The sequence below is a fragment of the Leptothoe sp. LEGE 181152 genome, from assembly GCF_032906605.1.
Taxonomy (GTDB): Bacteria; Cyanobacteriota; Cyanobacteriia; order Phormidesmidales; family Phormidesmidaceae; genus Leptothoe; species Leptothoe turfae.
This window is the reverse complement of sequence record NZ_JASATU010000047.1, coordinates 316293-342096: the sequence shown is the minus strand read 5'-3', so window position 1 is coordinate 342096 and position 25804 is coordinate 316293. Positions and strand designations below refer to the sequence as shown.

The window sequence follows — 25804 nt, the reverse complement described above, 5'->3', positions numbered from 1 at the left end:
ACAATCTATCATCAACCTGAACTTTTGGGGTGGATTAGATGGTTCGTCATGGTGCCATTACCTGCGGTACGATGGTTTGATGCTGGGGTTTAAGAGTGTATTCTTAAACTCAACAAATATGAATTTACGGAACAGTCAGGCTAGAAAATTGAAATGGTATTATCGGTTTTACAGGTGGTATGGCTAGTGTCTGCCATTGGATTGATCATTTTGGTGCTGTTTCACAGCCCCAAAGGTGATGGCCTTGGGGCTTTAGGGGGACAAGCTCAGATGTTTACGAGTACTAAGAGTGCTGAAACAGCTCTAAATCGTGCTACCTGGCTCCTGACAATCTTGTTTATGGGAATTACGGTAATTTTGAGTGCTGGCTGGCTAGGTAGTACGGTATCTGAACTATCTCCCTCCGTAGACAGTCTTCCCATTGAAGAAACAGCCCCAGCTCCCGCAGCTGAGACCATTCCATCTGAACTAGGTTCTCCTGAAGCCCCTGCCGATGCAGCTACAGAATAGGGGCTATTTTTTATAGCTGTCAGCGCTCACGTACACTCATATTGTGAACTATGTGCGCCAAGCTATATTTCTTAGACTAAACAAGAAATGCCTTAGAAACCTTGGTTTCTAAGGCATTTCTTGTTTAAAGGAGTCAGTTAAGCGCCCTTTGAGGTTCCTGGGTGAGTCAGTCTGTCCAGGATGCAGCACCCAGGACAGGATGCCCCCAGGAAATCTTCTACAGATTAAAGAGCCTTGGCACGAGCAATGACATTCTCAACCGTGTAGCCGAACTCTTGCATAATGCGTCCACCGGGAGCAGATGCACCAAAGCGATCAACACTGATCATGTCACCTTCAGCACCGTAGTACTTACCCCAACCCATTTCGATACCAGCTTCTACAACCAGGCGCTTGGTGATTGCCTTGGGTAGAACGGACTCCTTATAGGCTGCATCTTGAGCTTCAAAAAGTTCCCAGCAGGGCATGGAAACAACGCGGACTTTCTTGCCTTCGGAACGTAGTTGCTTAGCGGCCTCTAAACAGAGGGAAACTTCACTACCGGTTCCGATTAACAGTAGGTCAGCACCCTCGTCATCGGAAAGGACATAGGCACCCTTGGCTACACCATCGATGGAACTACCTTCTAGCTGAGGTAGATTCTGACGAGAGAAGGCCATCAGTGTGGGAGTCTTACGACTAGCGATCGCAACCTTGTAAGCACCGGATGTCTCATTACCATCCGCAGGACGAATCACATAAAGGTTAGGAATTGCCCGCAGGGAAGCAACCGTTTCCACTGGCTGGTGGGTGGGACCATCTTCACCCAATGCGATGGAATCGTGGGTCATCACATACAGAACACCCGCTTCAGCTAAAGCCGATAAACGGATAGCCGCGCGCATGTAATCAGCAAATACCAGGAATGTTGCACAGTAGGGAATCAGACCCGAGTTGTGCAGCGCAATACCATTACAGATAGCGCCCATACCATGCTCACGTACACCGAAACGTAGGTTGCGGTTTTCATAGGCTCCCTTCTGAAAATCACCGGAGATCTTCATCAGGGTATTGTTGGACTTAGCCAGGTCAGCAGACCCCCCCACTAGCTCAGGCACAGCAGGTGCTAACGCATTCAATGTCGCTTCAGAGGTCTTACGGGTGGCAATAGCCTTATCACCGGGGGCGTAAGTAGGCAGTGCATCAGCCCAGTTTGCAGGTAGTTCACCCTTGAGCATGCGCTCAAACTCAGCAGCTTCTGTAGCGTACTTAGTACGGTAAGTTGCCAATGTCTGATTCCACTCAGCTTCTGCACTAGCGCCTTTCTCAACTGCCTGACGAAAACGGCCTAACACATCCTCAGGAATCTCAAAAGGAGCGTGGTCCCAACCCAAGTTTTCACGAGTTAGCGCAATCTCGTCACCACCCAAAGCAGCACCATGGACTCCAGATGTATCAGCCTTGTTAGGAGAACCATAACCAATGGTGGTAGTCACCTTGATCATGGTGGGCTTGTCAGTTACCTTCTTGGCTTCTTCAATCGCTTTGGCAATGGCTTCTAAATCAGTATTGCCATCTTCCACATGCAATACGTGCCAGCCGTAGGCCTCGAAACGCTTGCTCACATCTTCAGTGAAAGCGATATCGGTAGAACCATCAATGGAAATATGATTGTCGTCATAAAAAGCGATGAGTTTACCCAAACCTAGGTGACCGGCTAAAGAGCAGGCTTCACCGGAGACACCCTCCATGTTGCAGCCATCGCCCAAAATTACATAGGTATAATGGTCAACCAATGTGGAGTCAGGCTTGTTAAAGCGAGCTGCCAGGTGAGCCTCCGCCATGGCCAGACCCACGCCATTACAAATACCTTGCCCTAGAGGCCCCGTGGTAACTTCAACACCGGGGGTCTCAAAATTCTCAGGGTGCCCAGGAGTGGTTGCGCCCCACTGCCGGAAATTCTTAATGTCCTCAATCTTGACACTGTCGTAACCTGTGAGATGCAACAGAGCATACTGCAGCATGCAACCATGTCCTGCAGACAGCACGAAGCGATCGCGGTTGAACCACTGGGGGTTTTTGGGATTAAAGCGCATAAACTGATCCCAAAGAACAAACGCCATTGGCGCAGCTCCCATGGGCAAACCAGGATGACCAGATTTTGCCTTTTCAACGGCATCAATGGCCAAGAACCGAATGGCATTTATACACTGCGTTTCAAGAGATTGGGTTGCGACAGCCATAGTCTTCCAAGTAGTTAACGACGGTACAGTCCAGGTGTGAACAAAGCAGACGAACGCACCTTTGCTGATGGTGATAGAGATTCGGAGCTCTCAGATGGGTAACCCCAACACGCCAAAGCATGTGCTAAAAACGGATAGGTACGTAATCTACGCAGCTGTGCACCACAGCGGAAGAAAGCTGAACGCAATAGCTCAAGCCTTCACCCCTGAGCACATAACCACGGGGCAAAAACATTTTCACAGACAACAGGCTGGAGCAGACACTTAGCCGCTCACCTGAAACGCTGATTGTGACAGAAGCTCGCTGCAGCTGACTAAGCATACGAGCTAACTACCTCAACCTGGTCCAAGGAGAGCCACTGGCCTAAGCCTATACCGTAATATTGAGCATATCCATTGGTTAAGTTAAATATGCTCAGATACGAGTGGCAGCTTATATGAAATAAGCAAACCTTTCGTTTTAATTAATGTTTCCTGTTAGGTCATTATACCTACCAAGCTGTAGCACTAGCTACGATACTTGCGAAAAACCAGAGTAACGTTGTGACCGCCAAAGCCAAATGAATTAGACATCGCCACATCTACCGTATGGGCACGGCTCTGATTGGGCACGTAGTCTAAATCACACTCATCATCTGGATCTTGCAGATTAATGGTGGGAGGAACGTGGTCGTTGGCCACAGCCATACAAGCTGCCACACCCTCAATACCGCCAGACCCCCCTAACAAATGCCCGGTCATTGATTTCGTAGAACTCACCAGTATTTGTTTTGCATGATCGCCCAACGCAGTCTTAATAGCTGCCGTTTCAGTGGGATCGTTAGCAGGAGTACTTGTCCCATGGGCGTTAACGTAGCTTACGTCTGAAGGAGAAATTTCTGCATCCTTCAGGGCTAGTTCCATAGAACGGGCAGCACCAGCACCACCGGGGACTGGCGCAGTCATGTGGTAGGCATCACAGGTCATGCCGTAGCCCACCATTTCAGCATAAATGCGAGCACCTCGACTGAGGGCATGGTCTAGCTCCTCTAAAATTAAAATGCCAGCCCCCTCACCCATCACAAAACCATCACGACCTTTGTCAAACGGGCGACTAGCATGATCCGGATCGTCGTTGCGTGTAGATAACGCCCGAGCTGAGGCAAACCCAGCAAACGACAAGGGCGTAATGGCAGCTTCAGTGCCGCCGCAGATCATGGCTTGGGCATAGCCATTTTGGACAATACGAAACGCATCGCCAATGGCATTAGAGCCAGCTGCACAGGCAGTCACAGCACAAGAATTGGGGCCTTTTGCACCGGTATGAATAGCTGTTAAGCCTGCTGCCATGTTGGCAATCATCATAGGCACCATAAACGGACTGCAACGATTGGGCCCTTTATTTAGGTAAACAGCCTGTTGTTCTTCCATAACCTTGAGGCCGCCCACCCCAGTCCCAATCATGACACCCACTTGCTCGGCGTTGAGATCAGTAATGGTGAGATCGGCATTGGCTAAGGCCTGCTTGCTAGCTGAGATCGCAAACTGGGCAAATCGATCAGTCCGCTTAGCATCCTTAGCATCCAGATACTCTAGTGGATCAAACCCTTTAACCTCACCTGCAATGCGGCATTTGTGCTTCGATGCATCAAATAATGTGATCGGCCCAATGCCGCTTTTGCCAGCCAGCAATCCTTGCCAATAGGCCTCTAGAGTATTACCGATGGGAGTAATAGCCCCCATCCCTGTAATCACAACGCGTTTTTTTTCAGTACTTGTCATGGTCATCGACACAAGGGGGACGGTCCCAAGGCATTAAAAAACAGATTTTCAAACAGACAGGGGCGCTCATGCAGGCGACTTTTCTTGAATGAAGTCGACAGCGGCCTGAACTGTGCCAATGCCCTCAGCAGCCTCATCTGGGATCTCAATATCAAACTCTTCTTCGAGAGCCATTACAAGCTCCACGGTGTCTAAGGAATCAGCACCTAGATCGTTGGCGAAACTGGCCTCAGGCTTGACCTCAGCTACATCTACACCTAGCTGCTCAGATACAATCTTCTGAACCTTTCCTAAAATGTCGTCAGCCATAATCTCCAAATTTCCTTTTCAGCGGCAGCAAAGAACATACCCTAGCCCCAGACCGGACCTTGCCACAATGGCAAACCGTCCGTCCAGATTTAGGCATTTTTTCATCTTATAGGAAAGCGTGCGCCCTACATGGGCATACAGTGGTCGCATTTTAGGTAACCTATGGCTGGCAAAGACAGAAGCCTAACAATATTACAATCCATAAACTTTTGACATGTTGCCCCGTTCGCTAAAAATGGCACTGATAGACTGAAACTTGATTGGAGAACTCTTCTGGCTAGTTTGGACTAATGTAAACAAACGTCGCTGAATTGTGATTTATCTATCTTTTTGAACGCTTTTTAGGCGATTGTTTGCATTCAAGGTCATAGCCAAACTGCTATATAGCTGAAACCATTTAATAATATTTGGAGCATTCCTTCGATGTCTCATTCGGTCAAGATTTACGATACCTGCATTGGTTGCACTCAGTGTGTTCGGGCTTGCCCAACAGATGTACTTGAAATGGTGCCCTGGGATGGCTGCAAAGCTGGTCAAATCGCCTCTTCCCCTCGCACTGAAGATTGTGTTGGCTGCAAGCGCTGTGAAACTGCCTGCCCAACTGACTTCTTGAGCATTCGTGTATACCTGGGTGCTGAGACTACTCGGAGTATGGGTCTGGCTTACTAGACTTCAGATTCGATAACAGCTTTCACTCGAAACGTTTACATCTCCTGGTCTGTATGGGCTAGGAGTTTTTTTATGGAAATATGCACCGCCGACTAGGCGCGCACAGCAAACTTGCGCACAGCCACTAAACTGCCCAGCAATCCCACCAAGCTACCTAGGGCAAAGAGGGATGCTGGCAATAGCAGCAACTGTTTCGGCGTAAACTGTAGTCCAACAGCTAAAAATTGTAGGAATTCAGGTTGCTGGGCTGACAGTCGCTGTAGTGACTGATGGGTACCGACCAAGAGTGCCCAGGCAATAAACGCCCCCATCAGACCAAAAGTAATACCCTGCAAAATGAAGGGCATATAGATCCATACGGACGTGGCTCCCACCAGCTGCATTACTTCGATTTCTCGCCGTCGGGCCATGACAATTAAGCGAATTGTGGTGGTGATAACTGCGATCGCAGTCAAGCTTAAAATTGCCAACACACCGAGACTGACATACTGCAATCCCTGGTTCAGTTCCGTCAGCCGCTGCACAGCTTCCGTGATATACAGCACTTCATCCACCCCAGCCAGACTTTCTAACTGAGCGGCCACAGCAGGTACCGCCTCAGATGACCGTACCTTCACCTTGATTTCATCAACCAGCGGATTACCTTTCAGCTGTTCAGTTGCGCCGGAGATATCAGTAATTCCGAGTTCCTGACTCAGCTGCGTCCAGGCCTCTTCCTTAGTAACCGTTACGACCTCAGCCACCTCGGCTAAGCTGCTAACGCGAGGGCTCAAACTATCCGCAGTAACACCGCTTTCCAAATAAACTGCTATTTCTAGCTGGCTACCAAATTGATTGAGTAAGCTTTCCACTTGCCAGGTTGCCTGCAAACTAATCCCAAACAGGAATAACAACACCATAATGGTGCTCACCGCGGCCCAGTTCATCCAACCACCGCGCTGCAGGCCCAAAAAGGTTTCCCGCAACAAATAGCTTGCTTTAGTAAAAAACTTCCCCATGCTGGCTTACACGCTGAGAGCGCAGTTAATCACAGTTAATAACGATTTTGGGAACACAATGCAAAGACACAAACAGCCTGATTAAACCATTATCTCAAAGGCTTTTGCGTTCATAGCCCCGTACACATACACGAGGTGAAGTCCTACTTGCTAGGATAGGGTTAGATCCATCAGCCTAATCAATTTAATCGTGGGTATTTCAGTCAGCAAAGAAAAGTTAAAAAATCCGCCTCTTGAGCTGCACTATTTGGGAGATCGGGTGCTCAGAAAAGCAACCAAACGCGTTGCTAAAGTAGATGACGGCATTCGTGATTTAGCCCACCAGATGCTACAGACCATGTATAGCGAAGATGGCATTGGTCTAGCCGCCCCTCAAGTTGGCATTCATAAGCAGATTTTAGTGGTTGATACGGACCCTGAAGAGGCCGCTAACAAACCGCTAATATTGATCAACCCTAAGATCACTCGCAACAGCAAGGAAATGGCCTGTGGTCAGGAAGGCTGTCTCAGCATTCCCGGCGTTTTTCTAGATGTCATTCGTCCAGCGGCCATTGAAGTGAGTTACAAAGACGAAAACGGTCGTCCTCAAAAGATTAAAGCTGATGATCTCTTAGCTCGTGTGATTCAACACGAGATGGATCACCTCAACGGAGTCATGTTTGTTGACCGGGTTGATAATGCCATTGCCTTAGCCCAGGAACTTCAGAAGGGCGGATTTTCTGCTAATGATGTTAGGAAGGTTGCCTAGGAATATGTAGAGGCGTTTCATACAACGCCACTAAGAGCAATATCCTTTAAAGCCTCATTTTTCATTATCAGGAGAAAACTGTGACCCCTAAAAGTGGTTTGTTTCTAGCCGGCACATGTATCACTGCCATTGCCGGCGTCGGGTCTGTATTTGAGCTTGCCTATGGTGAACCTGACTTGGGTGTGGTTCCAACCAGTATCGTGTTGGCCTTAAGCATCCCCATTACCGTTATTTTCTTTATGGCTGCCGTTAAGGATACTCGGGAAAATCAACAGTGGTAGGCGATTGTGATTCTACGGTCCAACGCAGCACAGGAGAACTCTACGGAGTAAGATGTAAAGGAATGTATCGTTTCTAAGGTTTGATTGATTGTCTGGAATCGCAAAATCAAACCTAACTACAGCTATTTACATCTCCGCTTTCACCCATGAATCTACTGTTTTTAATCAAGCTGCTGTTGGCCCTATCAGTGCTTGGTGTGGTTGCCTATCTTTTGACTGCCCGGCGTTATCAGTCCTCAGATTCTGTAGCAAACTCCTATGACCAGTGGACTGAAGACGGCATCTTAGAGTTTTACTGGGGTGAGCATATTCATCTGGGGCATTACGGTTCACCAGCGCGGTCTAAGGATTTTCTAAAGGCCAAGGCAGATTTTGTGCATGAAATGGTGGCCTGGGGAGGTTTGGATCGACTAGCCCCTGGGACTACATTGTTGGATGTGGGCTGCGGTATCGGTGGCAGTAGTCGGATTTTGGCCAAGGAATATCAGTTTGATGTTACGGGTGTCACGATTAGCCCTCAACAGGTGATGCGAGCTCAACAGCTGACACCCGCAGGCGTCACTGCCCAGTTCAAAATTGATGATGCCATGGCGCTATCGTTTCCAGATGCCAGCTTTGATGTGGTGTGGTCAGTGGAAGCAGGCCCCCATATGCCCGATAAAGCGATGTTTGCCCGAGAATTGATGCGGGTACTAAAACCCGGCGGTATTTTAGTCTTGGCAGACTGGAACCAGCGAGACGATCGTCAGGTGCCGTTAAATGTCTGGGAAAAACCAGTGATGCGACAGTTACTAGACCAGTGGTCTCATCCTGCTTTTGCCAGCATTGAAGGCTTTGCCGAAAACTTAGAAGCAACCGGCATGGTGCAAGACACTGTTGTAACCGCAGATTGGACCCAGGAAACCTTGCCCTCCTGGTTGGCTTCAGTTTGGCAAGGTATTGTTCGTCCCCAAGGTCTTATCCGCTTTGGGTTTTCAGGGCTGATTAAATCTCTACGCGAGGTGCCCACTATCTTGTTAATGCGTTTGGCTTTTGGAGCGGGCCTGTGTCGTTTTGGCATGTTTCGGGCTGTTAGAGCCGAGGTACAGGCATTTTCTACAGATGTAGAACCCAAGACACTGACTGCAAATCATTAATGACTACCCATAAAATAAGAGATCAGAACTCGAACGTTTTTGGGTAAAACGCCATGGGCAAATCAACACTCCATAGTCAAGATTTTCTGCAATGGACCCAAGAACAGATTGACTCTTTGCGTCATGGTCGTTGGTCAGACTTAGATATTGAAAATCTAATAGAGGAACTGGAAGATTTGGGGCGTAGTGAACAACGGGAACTGGGTAGCTATCTTAGGGTACTCATGATGCATCTGCTGAAATGGCAGTATCAACCTGAACGCCGCACGGCCAGCTGGCAAATAACAATCACCAATTGTCGGGATAGCATCCAAGATTGCCTAGAAGACGCACCGAGTTTGCAGCAGTTTGTCAATAATGCTGAATGGCGTCAGAAGTATTACCGACGAGCACGCCGAGATGCAGCCCAGGAAACTAACAAGGCATTAACTTCATTTCCAGAAAAATGCCCCTATCTACTTGAGCAACTTGTGTCTTCCGACTGGTTACCCGAATAAAGTTCGATTTTATAAGCGCAGTACCACAACCAAACTGATATCAAAGTTATGACTAAACGCGTCATTATTGTTGGTGCAGGGCCAGCGGGTACCAGTTTAGCGCTGTTGCTGGTTCGCAATGGCATTCATGTCACATTGTTGGAAAAAGACACCAGCTTCGAACGAGTTTTTCGAGGTGAAGGGTTGATGCCTATAGGCATGGACGCACTGAAACAGATGGGGCTCACAACAATGCTCACTAAGGTGCCCCATCGTCGGCTTGAATCTTGGCATATTCATCTGGGTGGTAACGAGGTTTTTGTGATTCCTGAGCCTGACTTAGGAGAACAGTCCCTGAGTATTGTTTCTCAACCTGCTTTATTACAGGGCATTGTGGATGAAGCTGCTGGGCATGAGGGCTTTGAGTTTAAAGCGGGCTGCCAGGTACAGGATTTACTGTGGGAAGAGAATCTCGTTGTTGGGGTGCGGATTAAAACAAATAATACGTCCTCAGACATTAGAGCTGATTTAGTCATTGGCTGTGACGGTCGCGGTTCATTGGTGCGCCGTAAAGCTGGATTAACCATTGACCTACAGCCTGATCAGTACGACGTCCTGTGGTTTAAGCTACCGCCCCCGGAGCGATTGCAACATACCTGCCAGTTTTATTTGATGGCGAAATCTCAGCAGCATCCGGCCAGTTGTTACACCTCCTGGGACGGTCAACTACAGTACGGGTTAATTTTGCCCAAGGGGGGATTGCAACAATTAGGGGATGCAGATTGGCTCAGTCTGGCCGCTGCCTCTGCTCCCGATTGGTTGGCTGAGCATGTACTCGCCCACCGCGATTCTGTCAGCGAACCGGTAAGACTGAACGTGGTGGTGGGCAAATGTCCACAGTGGTGGGTGCCGGGGGCTTTGCTATTGGGAGATGCGGCCCATCCCATGTCTCCAGTGCGAGCTCAAGGGATTAATTTAGCGCTGCGGGATGCCATTGTGGCGACGAACCATCTGGTGCCAGCTCTCCACAAAAGTGATGAAAAAGTAGATGAAGCCTTGGCAACAATTCAGCAAGAACGATTGCCAGAAGTGGTGCGATCGCAAACCTTACAGCTTCGCGAAGCCAATGGCCTCAAAGTGGTGCGATCTTCTCCTTGGAAGTTAGCCATTGCTCAACAGATTTTACCTATCATTGGCAAGCTGTCGTGGGTGCAACAAACCTGGTTAAATCGCCAGCATGACTTACGCTATGGCTCTCAATCGGTTCAGCTCATAGGGCATCAAGCTCACACAGTGGAGTAGGACGGTGCATCGTGCATTTTGTTACACCTAACCCCGTGACCTTGGACTTTTGTGGTGTTTCAGATGTAGATATCAGGCCACTAGCAGAACATATGCAGGGTTCACATAAACCTCATGGAAACTTCGGTAGTTTTAGTGAGGAGACCACGGAGAAAACTTATGTATAAATATGTACAGACAGCACATAAGTACTGCATACTTTTTGTAATATCACCCATGCCAACCTCCCAGCAAAACCCTAGTCTGCCTGGACAAGTACCCTGTGATTTAGCCCTTAAGATTCTCCATCGAATTCCGGCAGAGCATCGTCACAGCATTACGCCACAACAAATGGTAGCGATCCAAAGCGTACTGCGAGAACGGCAACAAAAAACGATTTTTAGAACGGCATTGGGGCCTTTTTGTCTATCGCTCACAGCCGGTCGCAAGCGGAGTAAAAAACGGCTCAATCAAAGCTTGCTGGCACCGGCACTCTGCCTGATGGCTAGCATGATCGGTATGGGTAGTATGGTCGGCTTAATGAAATTTCGCTATGACTATCAAATTGCCGCCTACACCAAGGCCACTCTGCCCATCGAGAAAGCGTCAGTTCACCCAACGGTTTTACCCTTCCGCAAAGGGCAAAATACCTGCGAAAAAAATGGAGGAGTCTGGACCCGAGAAGAATGTGTAGATCACACCCATGACCCCACATTTTAAACTGCCCTCACTACCCTGGCACTGGCAATATCAGCGTAAGTAATCAATAATCCCCTGGGCGATCGCATCGGCAATCTGTTCGCGGGCGGCAGTACTTTGAAAACGAGCTGCATCCTCACTGCCGGTAACAAACCCAGTTTCCACCAGTACCGCAGGCATGGAGGTATTGCGCAACACATAGAAGCGGGCCTGGCGGACACCGCGATCGCGAAGATCGGTACTGCGTAGAACACTGCTGTGGATTGCCCGCGCCAGGTTACGACCTGACGAATAATAGTAAGTCTCTAGACCATTCACCTCGGGACGACTGAGACTAATGGCGTTGGCGTGAATGCTGACAAATATCGTTGCATTGGCCCGCTCAGCGATATCCACCCGTGGCTGCAGGTCGAGTTCTACATCTTGGGTACGGGTTAACGCAGCACGATAGCCTCGCTGTTCTAAGGTACGTTGAAGACGACGCGCAATAAAGGTATTAATTTCTTTTTCTAATAGACCATTTCGACCGACGGCACCAGGATCACGGCCACCGTGCCCTGGATCGATCATGATCAGTACTTCTCCGCGCCCTGCAGATGGCGTGGCGGGTCCTGGAGAGGGTCGGCTAGGAGGAGTTGCCACAGTTCCCGTTGTTTGCACAATGCGAGCATCCAACCCTGAATCTTGCAGACGCTGCAGTAGCTGATTCGCCCGGCGTTGTTCACGAAAACGACCGGCCTGAATCACCGTCTGACCATTTACCGTCGTGCGAAACGCACCAGGCTCAACGGAGTTTACGCGCGTTCGCAAAACTGTAGAGCCCCCCGGCACAATTACCTGGTAAACCACATTGCCAGCAGGGGTGGTGGGCGCAGGCGTGCTGGGACCATCTGAGCGACCGGCTTCTACAATTTGTGCTGACAGACCGGCTTGCACCAACCGTTGACGTAACTCATTAGCCCGCGCCCGCTCACGAAAACGGCCAGCCTGAATCACCGCTCGGCCATCCACCGTAGTGCGAAATGCACCAGGCTCAACGGAATTTACACGCGATCGCAAAATCGCAGAACCGCCTGGCACAATCACCTGGTAATCAACATTAGACCCATTGCCGGGGGCAGGCGTACCGGGTCGGGGTAATGGTCGATTAACGGGGGGCGTCGGCAGCGGTCTAGGCGCAGGCGTGGAGGGCCGAGGAGCAGGGGGCTCAGCCCCTACCGCTGCAATCACAGCATCTAAGGATTGATTATTGGTGATGTAAGTGTGACCGAGAAGCTGGCCGTTATAGACCCGTCGGGTCATCGTCCACCCTGGATCTAACTCAATTTTGACAAAATCATTCGCACTCCCATTAGAGCGCCCCAACTCTAGCCGTGGCAACCCTCGTTGTAACGGACTCGGGGAGGCGACCAGCACCAAACTATCCCCTTGCTTCTCCACTTGCAGACGATAGCGAGACCCTAAATCTTCTCCGCCAATACGTACAGAATATCCATTGCTGTCAGAACTACGTCCACAAATCCCTGAGAAATCAAAGTTTAGCAACAGGGGATTAATTGTCGTCGGATTGCTGCCTTCCTCTTGCCAACAACGTCTGACAGAGCTCAATTGCTCAATAATCAACAATTTATAAAACCGACCATTGCTTATGGGTTCGGCGACAGCGACGACACGCTCGTCTGAAATAGGCTGCTGACCAAATTGAGCTGCCAATGCGTTAGAGGGCAAAGTGAGCACTGCACTACAAGCAGTAGCAGCAACAACTGACAGTGTGGTGAGTTGGCGAAGAAGTGATTTCATATCCCTAAGGGGTCGCGGGTAGGAGATAGCGTGTCTAAAAGTGCGGCTACAGGAAACACAAGGTTAGCGTCTAACAGGTGTCTATGTAGTTTTCCGGGAAAGTTTGCCCATTCGGTAAGAAACTATATCAGTTCATCAGCTGTCCGCAATGAGATTTGATTGTAAGTGATTAAAAACCCCACATGGGCATGTCTTTGTAAACACTGAGATGTGGAGCTTTCAGGGTTGGCACAGCTAAACACTACCGATTAAATATAGCTGGGCGCAGCCTTTCCTTTGGGGATATGCAGTCAGCAGTTGACTATAACCGCCTGGGTATCAAATTGACTGGCGGGAAATCAGATTTGTAGATGGGTGGATGAGTGATGGGGTAATGGGGTAATTATTGAAGCACAAGCGCCTTAGCACCAAAAAGATGGGTAGCTAATGCCATAGCCTTGGACATAATCAACACCAATTGTTTGCATTTTAGTTAGAATGGCCTCGTTTTCCACCGATTCGGCAATGGTCTGTAAACCCATAACATGGCCGATGCGATGAATAGATTCGATGATGGCCTCCGTTGTAGAGTCAGTAATAACACCTTGAATAAAGTCACCATCGATTTTGAGAAAATCAACTGGTAGTGCTTTGAGATAAGCAAAGGAAGACATGCCGCTACCAAAATCATCTAAGGCAAAGCGGCATCCTAAACGATTTAACGCTCGAATAAATGAAATTGCACACTCAAAGTCAGCAATCGCTGCTGTTTCTGTAATCTCAAAACAAATACATTCAGGCGGAACATTAAATCTCTCAAACTGAGCACTCACATACTCAAGAAAGTGCTCATCATTCAGGCTCATACCGGATAAATTAATACTGTAGAGGACGTTTTCAATACCGTCTTGCAGTACCTGTTCTAGATTGGCTAAACAGTTTCGTATAATCCAACGGTCTAACATTGGCATTAAGCCATAGCGTTCAGCAGCTGGAATAAACTCCCCTGGAGAGATATTTTCCCCAGAGTCTCTGATCATCCGCACCAGGACTTCATAAAAAGCAATCGGTGTCCCCTGAGGGTTTATCGTTTGGGCAATTTGTTGACGATAGAGACAGAAACGATCATTTTCAAGGGCCTGACGAATAACAACACTCCAGTGTCTTTCTTGGCGTTGTTGATTAAGTTCAGCATTATCTTTTTGATAAATCTGAATACGATTACGACCCCGATATTTAGCTGCATAGCAGGCCGCATCGGCAGCACTCATAACAGCTATGGCATCAGTACTATTGGAGTCTATAACAACTAAACCAATACTGACACCCACACGAAAAATCTTCTCTTGCCAGATAAATGGATAGTCGGCTATTGCCTGACGTAAATCTTCTGCAATGTTGACGGCTCGATCAAGGGGACACTGAGCCAATAGAATGCCAAACTCATCACCGCCTAGACGGGCTATGATATCTACAGCTCGGATGTGTCGCTTGAGCAATCGAGCTAATTGGCGCAACAACTCATCTCCAGCTAAATGACCGCTGGTATCGTTGACCACCTTAAACTGATCTAGATCTAAATAACAGAGCACATGGGACTGATTTTGTTGCACAGCTGTTGTCACGATGTCTTCGAGTTCGGCCTCAAAGTAGCGACGGTTAAACAATTCTGTTAATGTGTCGTGGGTTGCCTGCCAACTGAGCTGGCGTGCCATGGAACGAGACTGGGTCACATCATGAAAAACCATGACAACCCCAATTAATTGACCGCTTTTGTTGCGAATTGGTGCGGCTGAGTCTTCAATGCTAAATTCCTGGCCATCCCGTCGGATCAAAATAGTGTGATTCGCTAACCCAGTTATAAGACCAACTAAGAGCACCTGTTCTACGGGATTAATGGCAGGTTCTCGAGTCGTTTCATTGATGATTTGAAAGACTTGGGTTAAAGGGCGTCCACGGGCGGTTTGGGTAGTCCATCCTGTCATCGTCTCAGCTATTGGATTGAGATGACGCACATTACCAGCAGCATCGGTAGTAATTACGGCATCACCAATAGAGTCCAAAGTCACTTGAGCCATTTCTTTTTCGGCCTCTAGTGCTGCTTCTAATTGTTTATGCTCAGTAATATCAGTAATAGTACCAACGTAGCCCATGTAATCACCGTCATTGTCGTACTGAGGAACAGCCTGACCAAAGACCCAAGTTACACTGCCAGCAGGGGTTTGCAAGCGATACTCAGCCTGAAAAGTTTGACTCGTTTGGGTAGCGTGATGCCATTGTTGCGATACTCGCATACGATCATCGCAATGAATTGCCTCAGCCCATCCTGTGCCTAATGCGTCTTCTAACGAGAGGCCAGCAATCTTACACCAGCGTTCATTTACATAGACGCAATCGCCCCATCGATCAGCACGAAAGATCCCGACAGGAGCGGCAGCCGTCAGACTAGCATAGTGATTCTGACTTTCCTCTAATTCAATTTCTATACGTTTGCGATCGCTAATATCTCGTCCTTCTGGAATAATTAAAGTCACCTCACCTGCGTCATTTTTGACCGGACTCAGTGAAAAATCAATTGTAATAACTTGATTATTCCCCCCGATGACATCCACCTCATATCGAATGAATTCACCTTGAGCAGATCGCTCAATATTCTTACGCAGTTGGGCCTGAATAGCAGCCGATAACCTCCACCAAGGTGTCTGCCAAAACGGTAAATTGATGACATCTTCTTGACTTAGCCCAACAAAATCCAGTGCGGCCTGATTGGCTTCGATCAGAGTTCCATCAGGTTCTAGCAAACCAATAAACTGAAATGTGTGGTCAAAAATTGCCCGAAATCGAGATTCACTAACTTTTACTTGCTGCTCTAATTGAGATGCTTTGGCCTGTAATAGATCTAAACGCTGATCTTGCAATCGATTGAGCTCTTCCCTCAGAACTTGAATAGTACAATACATCTCTGATGGATCGAGCATTGACAGGATGCTGGTTTGGGTGACAAGCCCACTCAAGGCACCCTGATCAGCAACGACTAATCGACGTACACCCATGGTTTGCATCTGTTTCTGAACAGTCCAAAGACTATCCTCAGGAGCAACACATTGCAAAGGTGTGCTCATTACAGCCTCGACCACCAGAGCAGATAAATCTATGTTTTGAGCCTGTAGCTTAACAATGTCACGCTCGGTCACAATGCCAATTGGCACTTGAGCACCTTTCCCATCATTGACGTCAACAATGACAACACAGCTAACCTGATGGGTAGCCATAAGTCTAATCACACCTAGCAGTCGCTCGTCGGCAAGAGCCGTTACCACATGGGTAGACATCGCTTCATGAACCCGCCTTAAATGCAATAGATCAGCGGCCTTTAATGCTTGACGTAAGTTGGTATGCGTAACAACTCCCACAAGATGATGCTGGTCATCTAACACAGGTAAATGGCGAATATTATGTCGCCTCAAAAGAGCAACTACATTAAATGGTCGCTCCAATTCTCCAGGCGAAATTGTAATCAGCCCACGACTCATCACTTCAGCAATGGTGAAAGCACTCAAATCTATATCCTGGGCAATGATTTTAACAACATCACGCTCAGTGAAAATACCGAGTAGCTGCTCGCCAGACATGACAAGGCAGTAACTGGATGGGCGAGGCCTATCGCTAACAGCATCTTGACTCTGGCTCTCGGCCTCATCAGCCTGACCATCTTCCCCTTGGGACATCCATGATAAAACCTGACTTAAGGGAACCTGGGGCTCCACAATTAGAGGAGTTTGATCAAATTCGATCCGATTACTAAATCCCTCAGTTGATGGGATGGCAAGCTCACTATTATCAGGATCTATACTCATCAGCTATCTCAATCAGATATGCAAGCAAAAATATCCAAATCAATAAGTGAGCGTACAGTGGATGTTCTAAATCACATACCAGCAAAGGAGACTCTTATTGTTGGAATCGATTCACTCACTATAAAGTCACGCTAATTTTGAAGTCACAGCTAAAGCATGATTGATTTCGCTGACACAAAGTCTCAACCTACACCACCCGACCTAGGGTTAAAATCGCGATGCAATTTTCTTCTGCATTAAAGGCCCTAAAAGTTCGCATACCTTACTCAAGATACATCATTTTAAGGAAGATATAGGAGGAGCCTGACTAATCAACAGTAACCTCTTGAGGGTAGGGAACTGTCGCTAAATGAAATACCCGTTTTACCTGGATATTAAGTGTTGGGTGCTTTAGCTTATAGACCGATACCTAGAACCTCGTATTTTGTTAAGTGGATATTAGCGAGCTCTGCCTTAGCCTCAGGGCTCCATAAACGGGCTATCTTATGCTTCGCTCATGAGTTGCAATAACGCATCAGTAGAGAGCTTACCACTCATGTCAGCGCCTTCTAAAAGGCTGTCAGCTAGATCTCGTTTTTTATTGTGTAGTTCAACAATTTTTTCCTCAATAGTGCCTTCAGTGACCAGACGATAAATGGTCACTGGGCGAGTTTGGCCAATACGGTGGGCTCGGTCTGAAGCTTGATCTTCCACGGCTGGGTTCCACCATGGATCCATATGGATCACATAGTCAGCCGCTGTCAGGTTAAGGCCAGTGCCACCCGCTTTTAGGCTGATTAAGAACACATTACCCTCACCGGATTGAAACGCATCGACTCGCTGTTTACGCTGTTTGACTGGCGTGCTGCCATCCAGATACTGATAGGTAATATTTCGTTTATCCAGATACTCTCGTAAAATTGTTAGGTGATCGACAAACTGGCTAAACACCAAGGCTTTGTGACGGTTACTGAGCAATTCTTCTAACACTTCGCCAAACAGCTGTAGCTTGGCGCTGGTGGGAGGCATCTCTGGCATCACTAGCTTGGGATTGCAGCATATACGTCGTAATCGAGTAATCTCAGCCAGAACCTGTAGGTGTTTAGCTCCAGCTTTTGCATCAGTTGTCGTAAGCTTTGCGATCGCATCCCGCCTCAGCGCCTCATACAGTGCTTTCTCCTCACCGCTCAGTTTTACATGAAGAGTAATCTCAGTACGAGAGGGTAGTTCATCCAACACCTGCGCCTTAGTACGCCGCAGCATAAAAGGTTGAATTAGTTTCTTAAGCCGTAAACGCGCCTGCTTGTCTTGATGACGTTCAATGGGAATCGCAAATCGTTCATTGAATTTCTCTGACGAGCCTAACAAGCCGGGGTTGATAAATCGAAACAGATTCCACAGTTCTCCCAGGTGGTTTTCAATGGGGGTACCAGTGGTCACCACCTTAAACCCAGCTTTGAGCTTCATCGCCGCCTGGGAACGCTTCGTAGCACTGTTTTTAATGGCCTGAGCCTCATCTAGCACAATGGTTTGCCATTCAATTTCCGCCAGCAGTACCGCCACCTCCGGTTGCTGTAGCAGACCGTAGCTGCACACCAGTAAATCAAACCCACTCAGTTGATCAACCACAGCTTGACGATCACCACTACCCAACTGGAATACATTGAGTGTGGGCGCAAACCGCTGCGCTTCACTAATCCAGTTAGCCCCCACACTGGTGGGGGCAACAACGAGTGTGGGTCCCCCAGGAGCCCGCATCAGAATCACCGCCAGTGCTTGGAGAGTTTTACCCAAGCCCATATCATCAGCCAGGCAAGCACCCACCCGCCAGTGGGCAAGCTGGGCCAACCATTGAAACCCCTCCTGCTGATAGTCTCTTAGCTCAGCCTGCAGTGTGGAGGGAACTTCTGGAGCGATAGTTTTAGATTCTTTTAGTCTTTTAATGTGGGATTTCCAGGTTTTATCCGCCTTTAACTGTCCCACTTCATCGAGAGTTTCTTCTAAAGCCAGGGCCGCTAATGGGTGAAAGCGAGCCCCTTTACCGTGACGTTCTGAATAGGCTCGAAATTCATCCAGCCGTTTACGAAAGGCTTGAGTCAAGGCCAAAAACTGACCATCCCCGATGGGTATAAATCGACTAGAGGTTTGATCTAATAAGGATAGTAAAGCCTGCATATCCATGACACTGCCATCATCTAGCTCTAGCTCGCCACTGACTGAGAACCAATCCTGTTCCTGCTTAATGTGCAACCGCCAGCCATCGATACCGGCTTTATTGCGAATCTTTAGTTTCTCTCCTTCAGGCCACTCCAAAACAATATCTTCTTCCACGGCCTCAAGCTGCAACAACAGCTCCAGGCAGGTTTCGGGCTCGTCTAAAATCCATTCTCCTTCAGCTTCTTCCCCCAGTTGTAGCGCTGGACAAGCCTGCTGAATATCCTGGGCCAGGCGTTTTTCCATGGCTAAATCGCGAGTTGCCTGGGAGCGTTTGCCATCAATTTCGGCAATCACTGTCTTGCGACCAGTTCCCGGCGGATAGTAAGCCCCAGAATTGGGGAAAGGTCGCGTCAACATTGATAACTTCAGACCATCACCGGCTGGCATCAGGTGCACATGGGGTTTGGCGTCTGCCTCAATTGCTTCCACATCATCCATATCACCGTCGATGTCGGAGTGCACCGTTACCAAGCTCGACACCGATTGAATGGCAGCCAGCACCTGCTCATGCCCGGCAGCAGGCACCGTCAATTGATTACGCTTACCCAAAATTTCGGCAATCTGCTGGTGTTCGGAGGTAACCTCCAAAACCTTGATCCGAGTGGGGGTTTCCTTCAACAAGGTAATGCCATCTCCTGGACTAATGGCAGGCTCCATCTTAAGTATGAGGGTGCCATCACCAGCCTGTTCAATCACCAACTCTGGTGTTGCGGCAACAATCTCCACACGCACCGTTGGAGAATCTTCCCAAAATACGAGGGGGTGACCCACTAAAGCCTTGATGGCGTCTCGATTGAGGGCGTATTGAGAACCAGAATAGTAGTCATATTTGATATGGTTGCAAGCCTTGAGATCCTGAGCTGTTAGGTAATCAAATTCTGAGGCATTCTTGGCCAGGCGACTGAGGGCAACAACGCGGCCCTTAGTCCACGTTCCCTTGGCGCTGAGTTTTTGTTCTCGAGGCTGTAGCAACCAGTGCTTAGTATACAGGGTCAAAAACCAGGCCAAACGCCGTTCTGTTTTGGCATCATTACTACTGACACCGGCCACTTTTGTCAATGCCTTTAAGCTGATTTCCCAGGTGCTTTGGGGTTCTAGGGTATCAACAATTGAAACACCCACTCGCTGGTCAGCCCATGCTCGATAGTCACTATCCGGAATTAAACGACTGAGAATCTCAGCCGCTTCGGTGGCAAACCAATAGAATCCTGCATCGTTTGCCTCTTCGGCAAATATCCCGAGGGGACGGGGTGATTCTGCCCTAGCTTCATCCAAATCTAGCCAGTAAAGGCAGAGCTTGCTAAAAAATCGGCCAAAGCTATCTTCTGCATCATCCCCATAACATTCGATGAGCTCGAATAGTCTCTGACGAGCAGCGAGATTGCCTTGTTGGAGCACTGTCATCTCATGCAGCAAGCCGTAAGCATTACTTAAATAGCCAGAGTTTTGCATCAGTGGGGTGCTAATGGCAATCGCTTGTTTTAGATGCTTGGCATCCCCGGACTTCAGCAAAGCCAACATATAAAACAAGCCAGCGATACCACCAATCACTGCTTTTTTGTTGAGCTGTTTACGGGCTAGCTTGGTAGCGGTTGCATAGTACTCCAGGGAGAGTTTGGTCTCCCCTAGCAACAATGCGAGTGCGCCTCTTAAAGCGGTGGCATAGACCTGGGACTGTTCGTCAACGGTTTTGTCTAAGATGACTTCAGCCTCAGTCAGCCGATTGCGCAACAGGTATTGCTCCACCAGCAATACATTAAACTCACTGGAATCAGCGGGATGATTTTCCAACAGGTCCAACAGCTGATCAGCGGGCTTTAACGAAGCTGTTGCCCCTACCAGGAGAGTTTTCAAAACCATGCTGTAATGTTCAGCAGGCAGTCTTTGCAACCAGGTCACATCAAAGGGGTTGTTGACGACATCTAGGAGAAAATCTTCTAGGGCAACGGGCGTAGCGTAGTAGTTATAGTTGCTATAGTCGAGAAACAGCTGAGGCAAAGCGTCATAGTCCTGCTCGTAAAGCGCCAAACGCGCTTCACGATATAGCTCGTCTTTAGATCGGCAAATATGGCGTATGCGATTGACCCGACCGCTATATTGGCGATGTGGATGAAAGATATTTCTAACGGCCTGAAGCATCGGCTCAAACGGGCCTGATTGCACCACATCCCGAGTGACCTGTTCCACAATCAGGGGGTGGCATTGGGGTAAATGTCCGGCACCATAAATCAGCAGTTGGTCATTAATCAGTCCCGTAATCTGAGTTTTTAGAGAGCTGGGGGTAATGGTTTTACCCGTTTTAGTAGTGATGCCCACATAGTTGAGGGCTGTCGTGGCATTTGCAAGGCTAGTGGGTCCGTAAAAGATTGAGAGCAATTGGACAATACTTTTACGTAAAGACGTTTGTTGCTGATAGGTTGTAAAAAGTTGCGATCGCAGCTCCTCAAAATCGAGCAGCTCGTCGTCTTCATCTATCCAGCTATCCATCTACATCCCCAGTATGCTTGCCTAAATGGTTGATTATAGCTTGGCGCACATAGTTCAGGCTATAGCCGATCGCTGGAAGCGTTAGGGAAAGCTGAGGAATCAGGAGCGGTTAAGTCCGCTCTCAAGCGGCGATTCGATGCCTGGTAGTACTACTGGCATCACACGTCTCATCACACCTCTGCTGGGCAACAGCGGGTGTATTTCGGAGGCGATGGACCAGGGCCAAGGCGTTAAATTCTAAGTCCCGACAGCTGAGGGGCTGGATAAATTTATCCAGTGGGTTGAAGTCAACCACACACTGGCCTAATTGAATCCCCACTGGCTCTAAATGGTTGCCTTTGAGAAACCGTCGCCGAATGTGGGGCTGTTCATGCATCAGCTGTTGACAGGTATTGGCGGTATTGCGATCGCGAGCAAATTGGATCAGCCCGGTGAAATGAAATAGCCGACTATGGGCAATCAGCTGATGGGTTTGATCAACGGTAGGGGATGCCGTCAGCAGTTTACTCAAAACCCATCGTAGCCATTTGGCAGGCACAGGCACTTTAATCGCAGGGGCCAACCATAAAGAGGCCTGTTGCATAATCGACGGTAGACCGTAATCAACAGTCTGCCCGGTCAGCCGTTGGATACGCTGTTCCATCAGACGTAGACGCGCATTGAGGCAGGATAATCCCTGCTGAATCTCTTTTAGCTGCCGAGTGCTAGGGGCGTGCGGCGGCAACGATTGCCAGCATTCTGTTAACACCTCTGTAGAGGACAAAAGTTCTAGTAGGGCTACATACTTACAGCCCAGGCCATGGCCGATCCAAGTGTAGTTAGCCGCATTTAAGTACACCGCTGACTCATACCCCTTAGCCATTGCCGCCTCGACCATCGAGCCCCGTAACGTGTAGTGCTCATCTAAAAGGTCAATGGCTGTGGACCAATGGTGCAACGTAAACCGAAACGGAAAAGCGACAACGGTATAGCCAGCGGCAAAAAGACTTTTGAGAAAATGACGATACACGAGGATGGGAAATGTCCCCCATAAAGCACTCCCTACAAACTGAATCACACCTTTGGGTTGGGGATGGAGGGCAACCCAACTGTGGGAATACGGTTCAAATTGAAACCGAGCGGCATTACTAGGCGACGATAAAACCATAGAAAATAATGTATGAAAAGACTCCCAGAGCCGCTGTAAATATTCAGCCGTTACTGTCTGAGTATAGAAACCGATCACCCCAACAGGTTACCAACCAAGACTTGAGAGATGAAACCATACCGAGGAGCAGCACCGCCGATCTTAGACACCTCTGAATTGTTACCCCGCCAATATTCATAATTCCGGACAGTCCTGGAAAACTAATACCGCTGTGTCATGCCTTTGCAGGAGTACACAAAAGGGTACTACCCAAACTCAAAGGTTTTAAGCCAAAGTAACAACAGCTTGCCTTGAGAGTGAAGCAGCGTGTGGCTGGTCTGACACTGTCAGTTAACTGATCTTTCAAACTTGCATCAGGGTTGGGGAGTTATCGTTCTCCCCTGGCGGTTCTTGCCATGCAAGAATCCGTGTCTTCCACAGTGGGAATAAGTCTCTAAGTGAGGAGTTGCTAGTTGTAAGCGGCTCCTTTTTTATCTGAGGTCCTTTGTCTTAGGTATAAGGATGTGTCTAGAAAAGACGCTACCCATTACTCAGCCCCCTAGCCCTCCAAATGTAAAGGTTTCCATGGTTAGACTCCCTGATTCAACCCTGCCTGCTCCGGCAGCCCCAACATGATGTTCATATTTTGCACAGCAGCCCCTGAAGCCCCTTTGCCTAAATTATCCAATCGTGCTGCGACCAATGCCTCGTGGGTATCGTCGTTAGCAAAGACGAACAGTTGGACCTGATTAGTTCCGTTAGCCGCTTTTGTATCCAGAAACTTGCCATCACGCAGACCCGCTTCATCCGCCAGAGCCGCCACCTGCACAAAGGGTTCATCGGCGTAGTAATCCGTGAGGGCAGCGCACAGTTGCTGACCAGTGGGTGGATGATCCAACGTCCACAGCGGCAGCGGAATTTGCACCAGCATGCCCTGCTCAAACGTACCTACCGCTGGCAGAAATAAGGGCGCATGGGCCAACCCAGAATATTGATGCATCTCTTGCACATGCTTATGGTCAAAGGCTAGACCGTACACACCATAGGGATAAAGTGGTTCTGATTCACCGCGATACCCGGCATAGGTCTCCATCAGCTTACGGCCTCCACCGGAATAGCCGGAAATCGCATTAACGGTGACTGGGAAACTAGCGGGAATTAGACCAGAGGTCATTAATGGCTTGATGGCTGCTAGAAATCCGGTAGGGTAACAGCCTGGATTACTAACACGATGGGCTTTTGCGATCGCATCCCGCTGCCCCGGTGCTAACTCTGGGAATCCATACACCCAATCCTGATGGGTACGATGGGCTGTGCTAGCATCCAAAATTTTAACCGTGGGACTTGAGACCAGATCAACCACCTCACGAGCGGCGGCATCAGGCAAACACAAAATCGCCACATCCACAGAATCAATCAGCTTTGCCCGCTCTGCCACATCTTTTCGCTTAGCAGGATCAATACTGACAACCGTGACATCTTCTCGCTGGGCTAAGCGGGCATAAATCTGCAGCCCGGTTGTACCTGCTTCACCATCAATAAAAACCCTGGGCTGCACCATGGGACAACTCCTGATTACTCTCTTAAACCGTCTGTGTCATTTTATAGGGCCATGATTCGGTGGACCATGGTCATTGGCTTAATATCAAACAGCATTGTTCAGTATCTATGCCGCTACCCTGGGGATGCAATCGGGAATTCTGATGAATAATTGCAACCCCGTCAATAGTTTCATGGTTTCCCCCAGCGTTTTAAAGACGACTCCTCGACTTCTCAATCGCTACAGTATTCAACAAAACTTAGGGGCTCGCCTTGGTCGTAGAACGATGCTGGGTTACGACCACATCCGCCATAGCTGGGTTATCATCAAATATTTATGTTTTGACGATCCACTTCAAGCAAACGATATCAAACGTTTTCACCAAGAAGTTACAGTCCTTAAAAATTTGAAGCATCAAGCTATTCCAGCTTACTACGACAGCTTTGAGATCGAAGACCATGGCTATCACGGCTGCATGCTTGTACAAGAATACATTGAGGGTAAATCACTATATACCCTGATCAACACTCAAAGAGTCTTTACCGAAGAAGAGATTCGTAAACTGGCGCAACAGATTTTAGCGATCCTTGATTATCTACACACCAAAAAATCACCGATCATTCATCGTGATATCAAACCTAGCAGTTTTGTGCTGAATACCCTCGCTAATTCTACGCCAGGTGATCTCTATTTAGTGGACTTTGGCTTAGTACAATGTGCTAGCACAACTCAAACTGATACAGATACCCCCATTCTCATCTCAGGGACTCCAGGCTACCGCCCACCCGAACAACTGGGAGATCGGGCCATGCCTGCCACAGATTTATACAGCCTGGGAGCCACACTCATCCATCTTGCTACAGGAAAACATCCCAACACGTTGCCCCAGAGCGGCCTACGTCTGTTGTTTAGCCAAGAATTAGAGCATATGAGTCGGCCCCTCAAATCTTGGTTACGCTGGCTCACCCAACCCAAGCAACATAAACGACCCATATCCGCAAAATCTGCCCTGAAAGGATTAGAGCAAGCTGATGAGATTTTTTCCTCATCTCACTGGCTATCCTTCAACAGTCTTAGCCATCGTTTGCAACGCACGTTTTTAGAAACAATGGCCCCAGCCAACACCCAGCTAAAGATTCTTGAGTACAGTCAAATGTTGGAGGTCTTGTTTCCTCCATTGGGCTGGAAAAGCAGAAAATTCTGCCTGGCAATGCTCCAGACAATCGTGAGCGCAGCAAGTGTATGGCTGACGTTTAGAGGGTTTTTATACTTCTGGCCTCAGCTGGTCAACGTTTGGCAACAGTTATCTATTATTATCATCGGGCTAGGATGGACATATTTTAACGTACGCTCTGGGTACCGAGGATTGCAATCTATCTGTTCTAGTCTTTTCCAACAGATCAGCATTCAGCTATTGCCAGAAATTATTTTGTTAGGGCATCGGTTCCCCTGTCGGCCAGTTGACTATAAAATCAATACCTATAAACGCGATATTGAAGATATTCATTTCCAAAAAGATAGCTCTCTCATCAAGTTTTTCCTACATAATAATCGCACCATCGTTGGCAAGCTGAAGTATACGCTTTCAGCCAAAGAGCTGGAATTAACTCCGTCAGAAATCAGTTGGGTGAATGACATTTTACAACTTTGGTTAAAGCAGCCATCTTCTACAGGGCTAGCATAATTCGTGACCGTTACGGAGGCATAAACCAGGTCAGGCAGAAAAGCC

17 protein-coding genes and 1 pseudogene are annotated in these 25804 nt (G+C 48.4%); 9 read left to right on the top strand and 9 right to left on the bottom strand.

Annotated elements, in window-relative coordinates; translation table 11 throughout:
• Window positions 1-153: 153 nt before the first annotated feature.
• Window positions 154-375, top strand: a pseudogene (gene secG, locus QGP82_RS24105) (preprotein translocase subunit SecG); the annotation flags it as partial.
• A 359-nt stretch (window positions 376-734) separates the two neighbouring features.
• Here secG and tkt read toward each other — a convergent pair.
• The 3 genes from tkt to acpP all read right to left on the bottom strand — a co-directional run bounded on the left by tkt (window position 735) and on the right by acpP (window position 4802).
• Entirely contained in the window at window positions 735-2732 is a 1998-nt protein-coding gene (tkt, locus tag QGP82_RS24100; RefSeq protein WP_163662011.1) for a transketolase, read from the bottom strand.
• A 507-nt stretch (window positions 2733-3239) separates the two neighbouring features.
• Entirely contained in the window at window positions 3240-4493 is a 1254-nt protein-coding gene (gene fabF / locus QGP82_RS24095) for a beta-ketoacyl-ACP synthase II (RefSeq protein ID WP_163662013.1), read from the bottom strand.
• A gap of 66 nt (window positions 4494-4559) precedes the next feature.
• On the bottom strand, window positions 4560-4802 hold the full coding sequence (acpP, locus tag QGP82_RS24090) for an acyl carrier protein (RefSeq protein WP_006515949.1): 243 nt from the start codon (window positions 4800-4802) through the stop codon (window positions 4560-4562).
• Window positions 4803-5225: 423 nt separating this feature from the next.
• Here acpP and psaC point away from each other — a divergent pair, with 423 nt between their 5' ends.
• Window positions 5226-5471, top strand: a complete 246-nt coding sequence (gene psaC / locus QGP82_RS24085; RefSeq protein ID WP_006515950.1) for a photosystem I iron-sulfur center protein PsaC — start codon at window positions 5226-5228, stop codon at window positions 5469-5471.
• A 92-nt stretch (window positions 5472-5563) separates the two neighbouring features.
• On the opposite strand, the gene QGP82_RS24080 is transcribed toward psaC, so the two are convergent.
• Window positions 5564-6469 carry a cell division protein FtsX gene (locus QGP82_RS24080; protein ID WP_163662015.1) on the bottom strand — a complete coding sequence of 302 codons (906 nt, stop codon included), beginning with the start codon at window positions 6467-6469 and terminating at the stop codon, window positions 5564-5566.
• A gap of 190 nt (window positions 6470-6659) precedes the next feature.
• Here QGP82_RS24080 and def point away from each other — a divergent pair, with 190 nt between their 5' ends.
• The 6 genes from def to QGP82_RS24050 all read left to right on the top strand — a co-directional run bounded on the left by def (window position 6660) and on the right by QGP82_RS24050 (window position 11111).
• Window positions 6660-7217 (top strand): peptide deformylase, encoded by a 558-nt coding sequence (gene def, locus QGP82_RS24075; RefSeq protein ID WP_348917902.1) that lies wholly within the window; start codon window positions 6660-6662, stop codon window positions 7215-7217.
• A gap of 80 nt (window positions 7218-7297) precedes the next feature.
• Complete coding sequence (locus QGP82_RS24070) at window positions 7298-7498, top strand: hypothetical protein (protein WP_006515953.1); 201 nt, start codon at window positions 7298-7300, stop codon at window positions 7496-7498.
• A 146-nt stretch (window positions 7499-7644) separates the two neighbouring features.
• Window positions 7645-8634: a methyltransferase domain-containing protein gene (locus tag QGP82_RS24065; RefSeq protein WP_163662017.1), complete on the top strand. Its 990-nt coding sequence runs from the start codon at window positions 7645-7647 to the stop codon at window positions 8632-8634.
• Window positions 8635-8687: 53 nt separating this feature from the next.
• Window positions 8688-9131 (top strand): DUF29 domain-containing protein, encoded by a 444-nt coding sequence (locus tag QGP82_RS24060; RefSeq protein WP_163662018.1) that lies wholly within the window; start codon window positions 8688-8690, stop codon window positions 9129-9131.
• A 48-nt stretch (window positions 9132-9179) separates the two neighbouring features.
• Entirely contained in the window at window positions 9180-10412 is a 1233-nt protein-coding gene (locus tag QGP82_RS24055; RefSeq protein WP_499061282.1) for an FAD-dependent monooxygenase, read from the top strand.
• A gap of 216 nt (window positions 10413-10628) precedes the next feature.
• Window positions 10629-11111: a hypothetical protein gene (locus QGP82_RS24050; protein ID WP_163662022.1), complete on the top strand. Its 483-nt coding sequence runs from the start codon at window positions 10629-10631 to the stop codon at window positions 11109-11111.
• A 30-nt stretch (window positions 11112-11141) separates the two neighbouring features.
• On the opposite strand, the gene QGP82_RS24045 is transcribed toward QGP82_RS24050, so the two are convergent.
• The 5 genes from QGP82_RS24045 to argC form a co-directional block, all read right to left on the bottom strand.
• Entirely contained in the window at window positions 11142-12890 is a 1749-nt protein-coding gene (locus QGP82_RS24045) for a DUF3747 domain-containing protein (RefSeq protein ID WP_499061281.1), read from the bottom strand.
• A 401-nt stretch (window positions 12891-13291) separates the two neighbouring features.
• On the bottom strand, window positions 13292-16726 hold the full coding sequence (locus QGP82_RS24040; RefSeq protein WP_499061280.1) for an EAL domain-containing protein: 3435 nt from the start codon (window positions 16724-16726) through the stop codon (window positions 13292-13294).
• A 483-nt stretch (window positions 16727-17209) separates the two neighbouring features.
• The gene (locus tag QGP82_RS24035) at window positions 17210-21409 is read right to left on the bottom strand and encodes a DEAD/DEAH box helicase (protein WP_499061279.1); all 4200 of its coding nucleotides are present in this window, start codon (window positions 21407-21409) and stop codon (window positions 17210-17212) included.
• Between the two features lie 121 nt (window positions 21410-21530).
• Window positions 21531-22556, bottom strand: coding sequence for a DUF1350 family protein (locus QGP82_RS24030; RefSeq protein WP_163662030.1), 1026 nt, complete (start codon window positions 22554-22556; stop codon window positions 21531-21533).
• 568 nt (window positions 22557-23124) lie between these two features.
• Window positions 23125-24096, bottom strand: a complete 972-nt coding sequence (gene argC / locus QGP82_RS24025; protein WP_499061278.1) for an N-acetyl-gamma-glutamyl-phosphate reductase — start codon at window positions 24094-24096, stop codon at window positions 23125-23127.
• A gap of 142 nt (window positions 24097-24238) precedes the next feature.
• On the opposite strand from argC, the gene QGP82_RS24020 reads away from it, so the two are divergent.
• Complete coding sequence (locus QGP82_RS24020) at window positions 24239-25759, top strand: serine/threonine protein kinase (RefSeq protein ID WP_499061277.1); 1521 nt, start codon at window positions 24239-24241, stop codon at window positions 25757-25759.
• The last annotated feature ends 45 nt before the right edge of the window (window positions 25760-25804 follow it).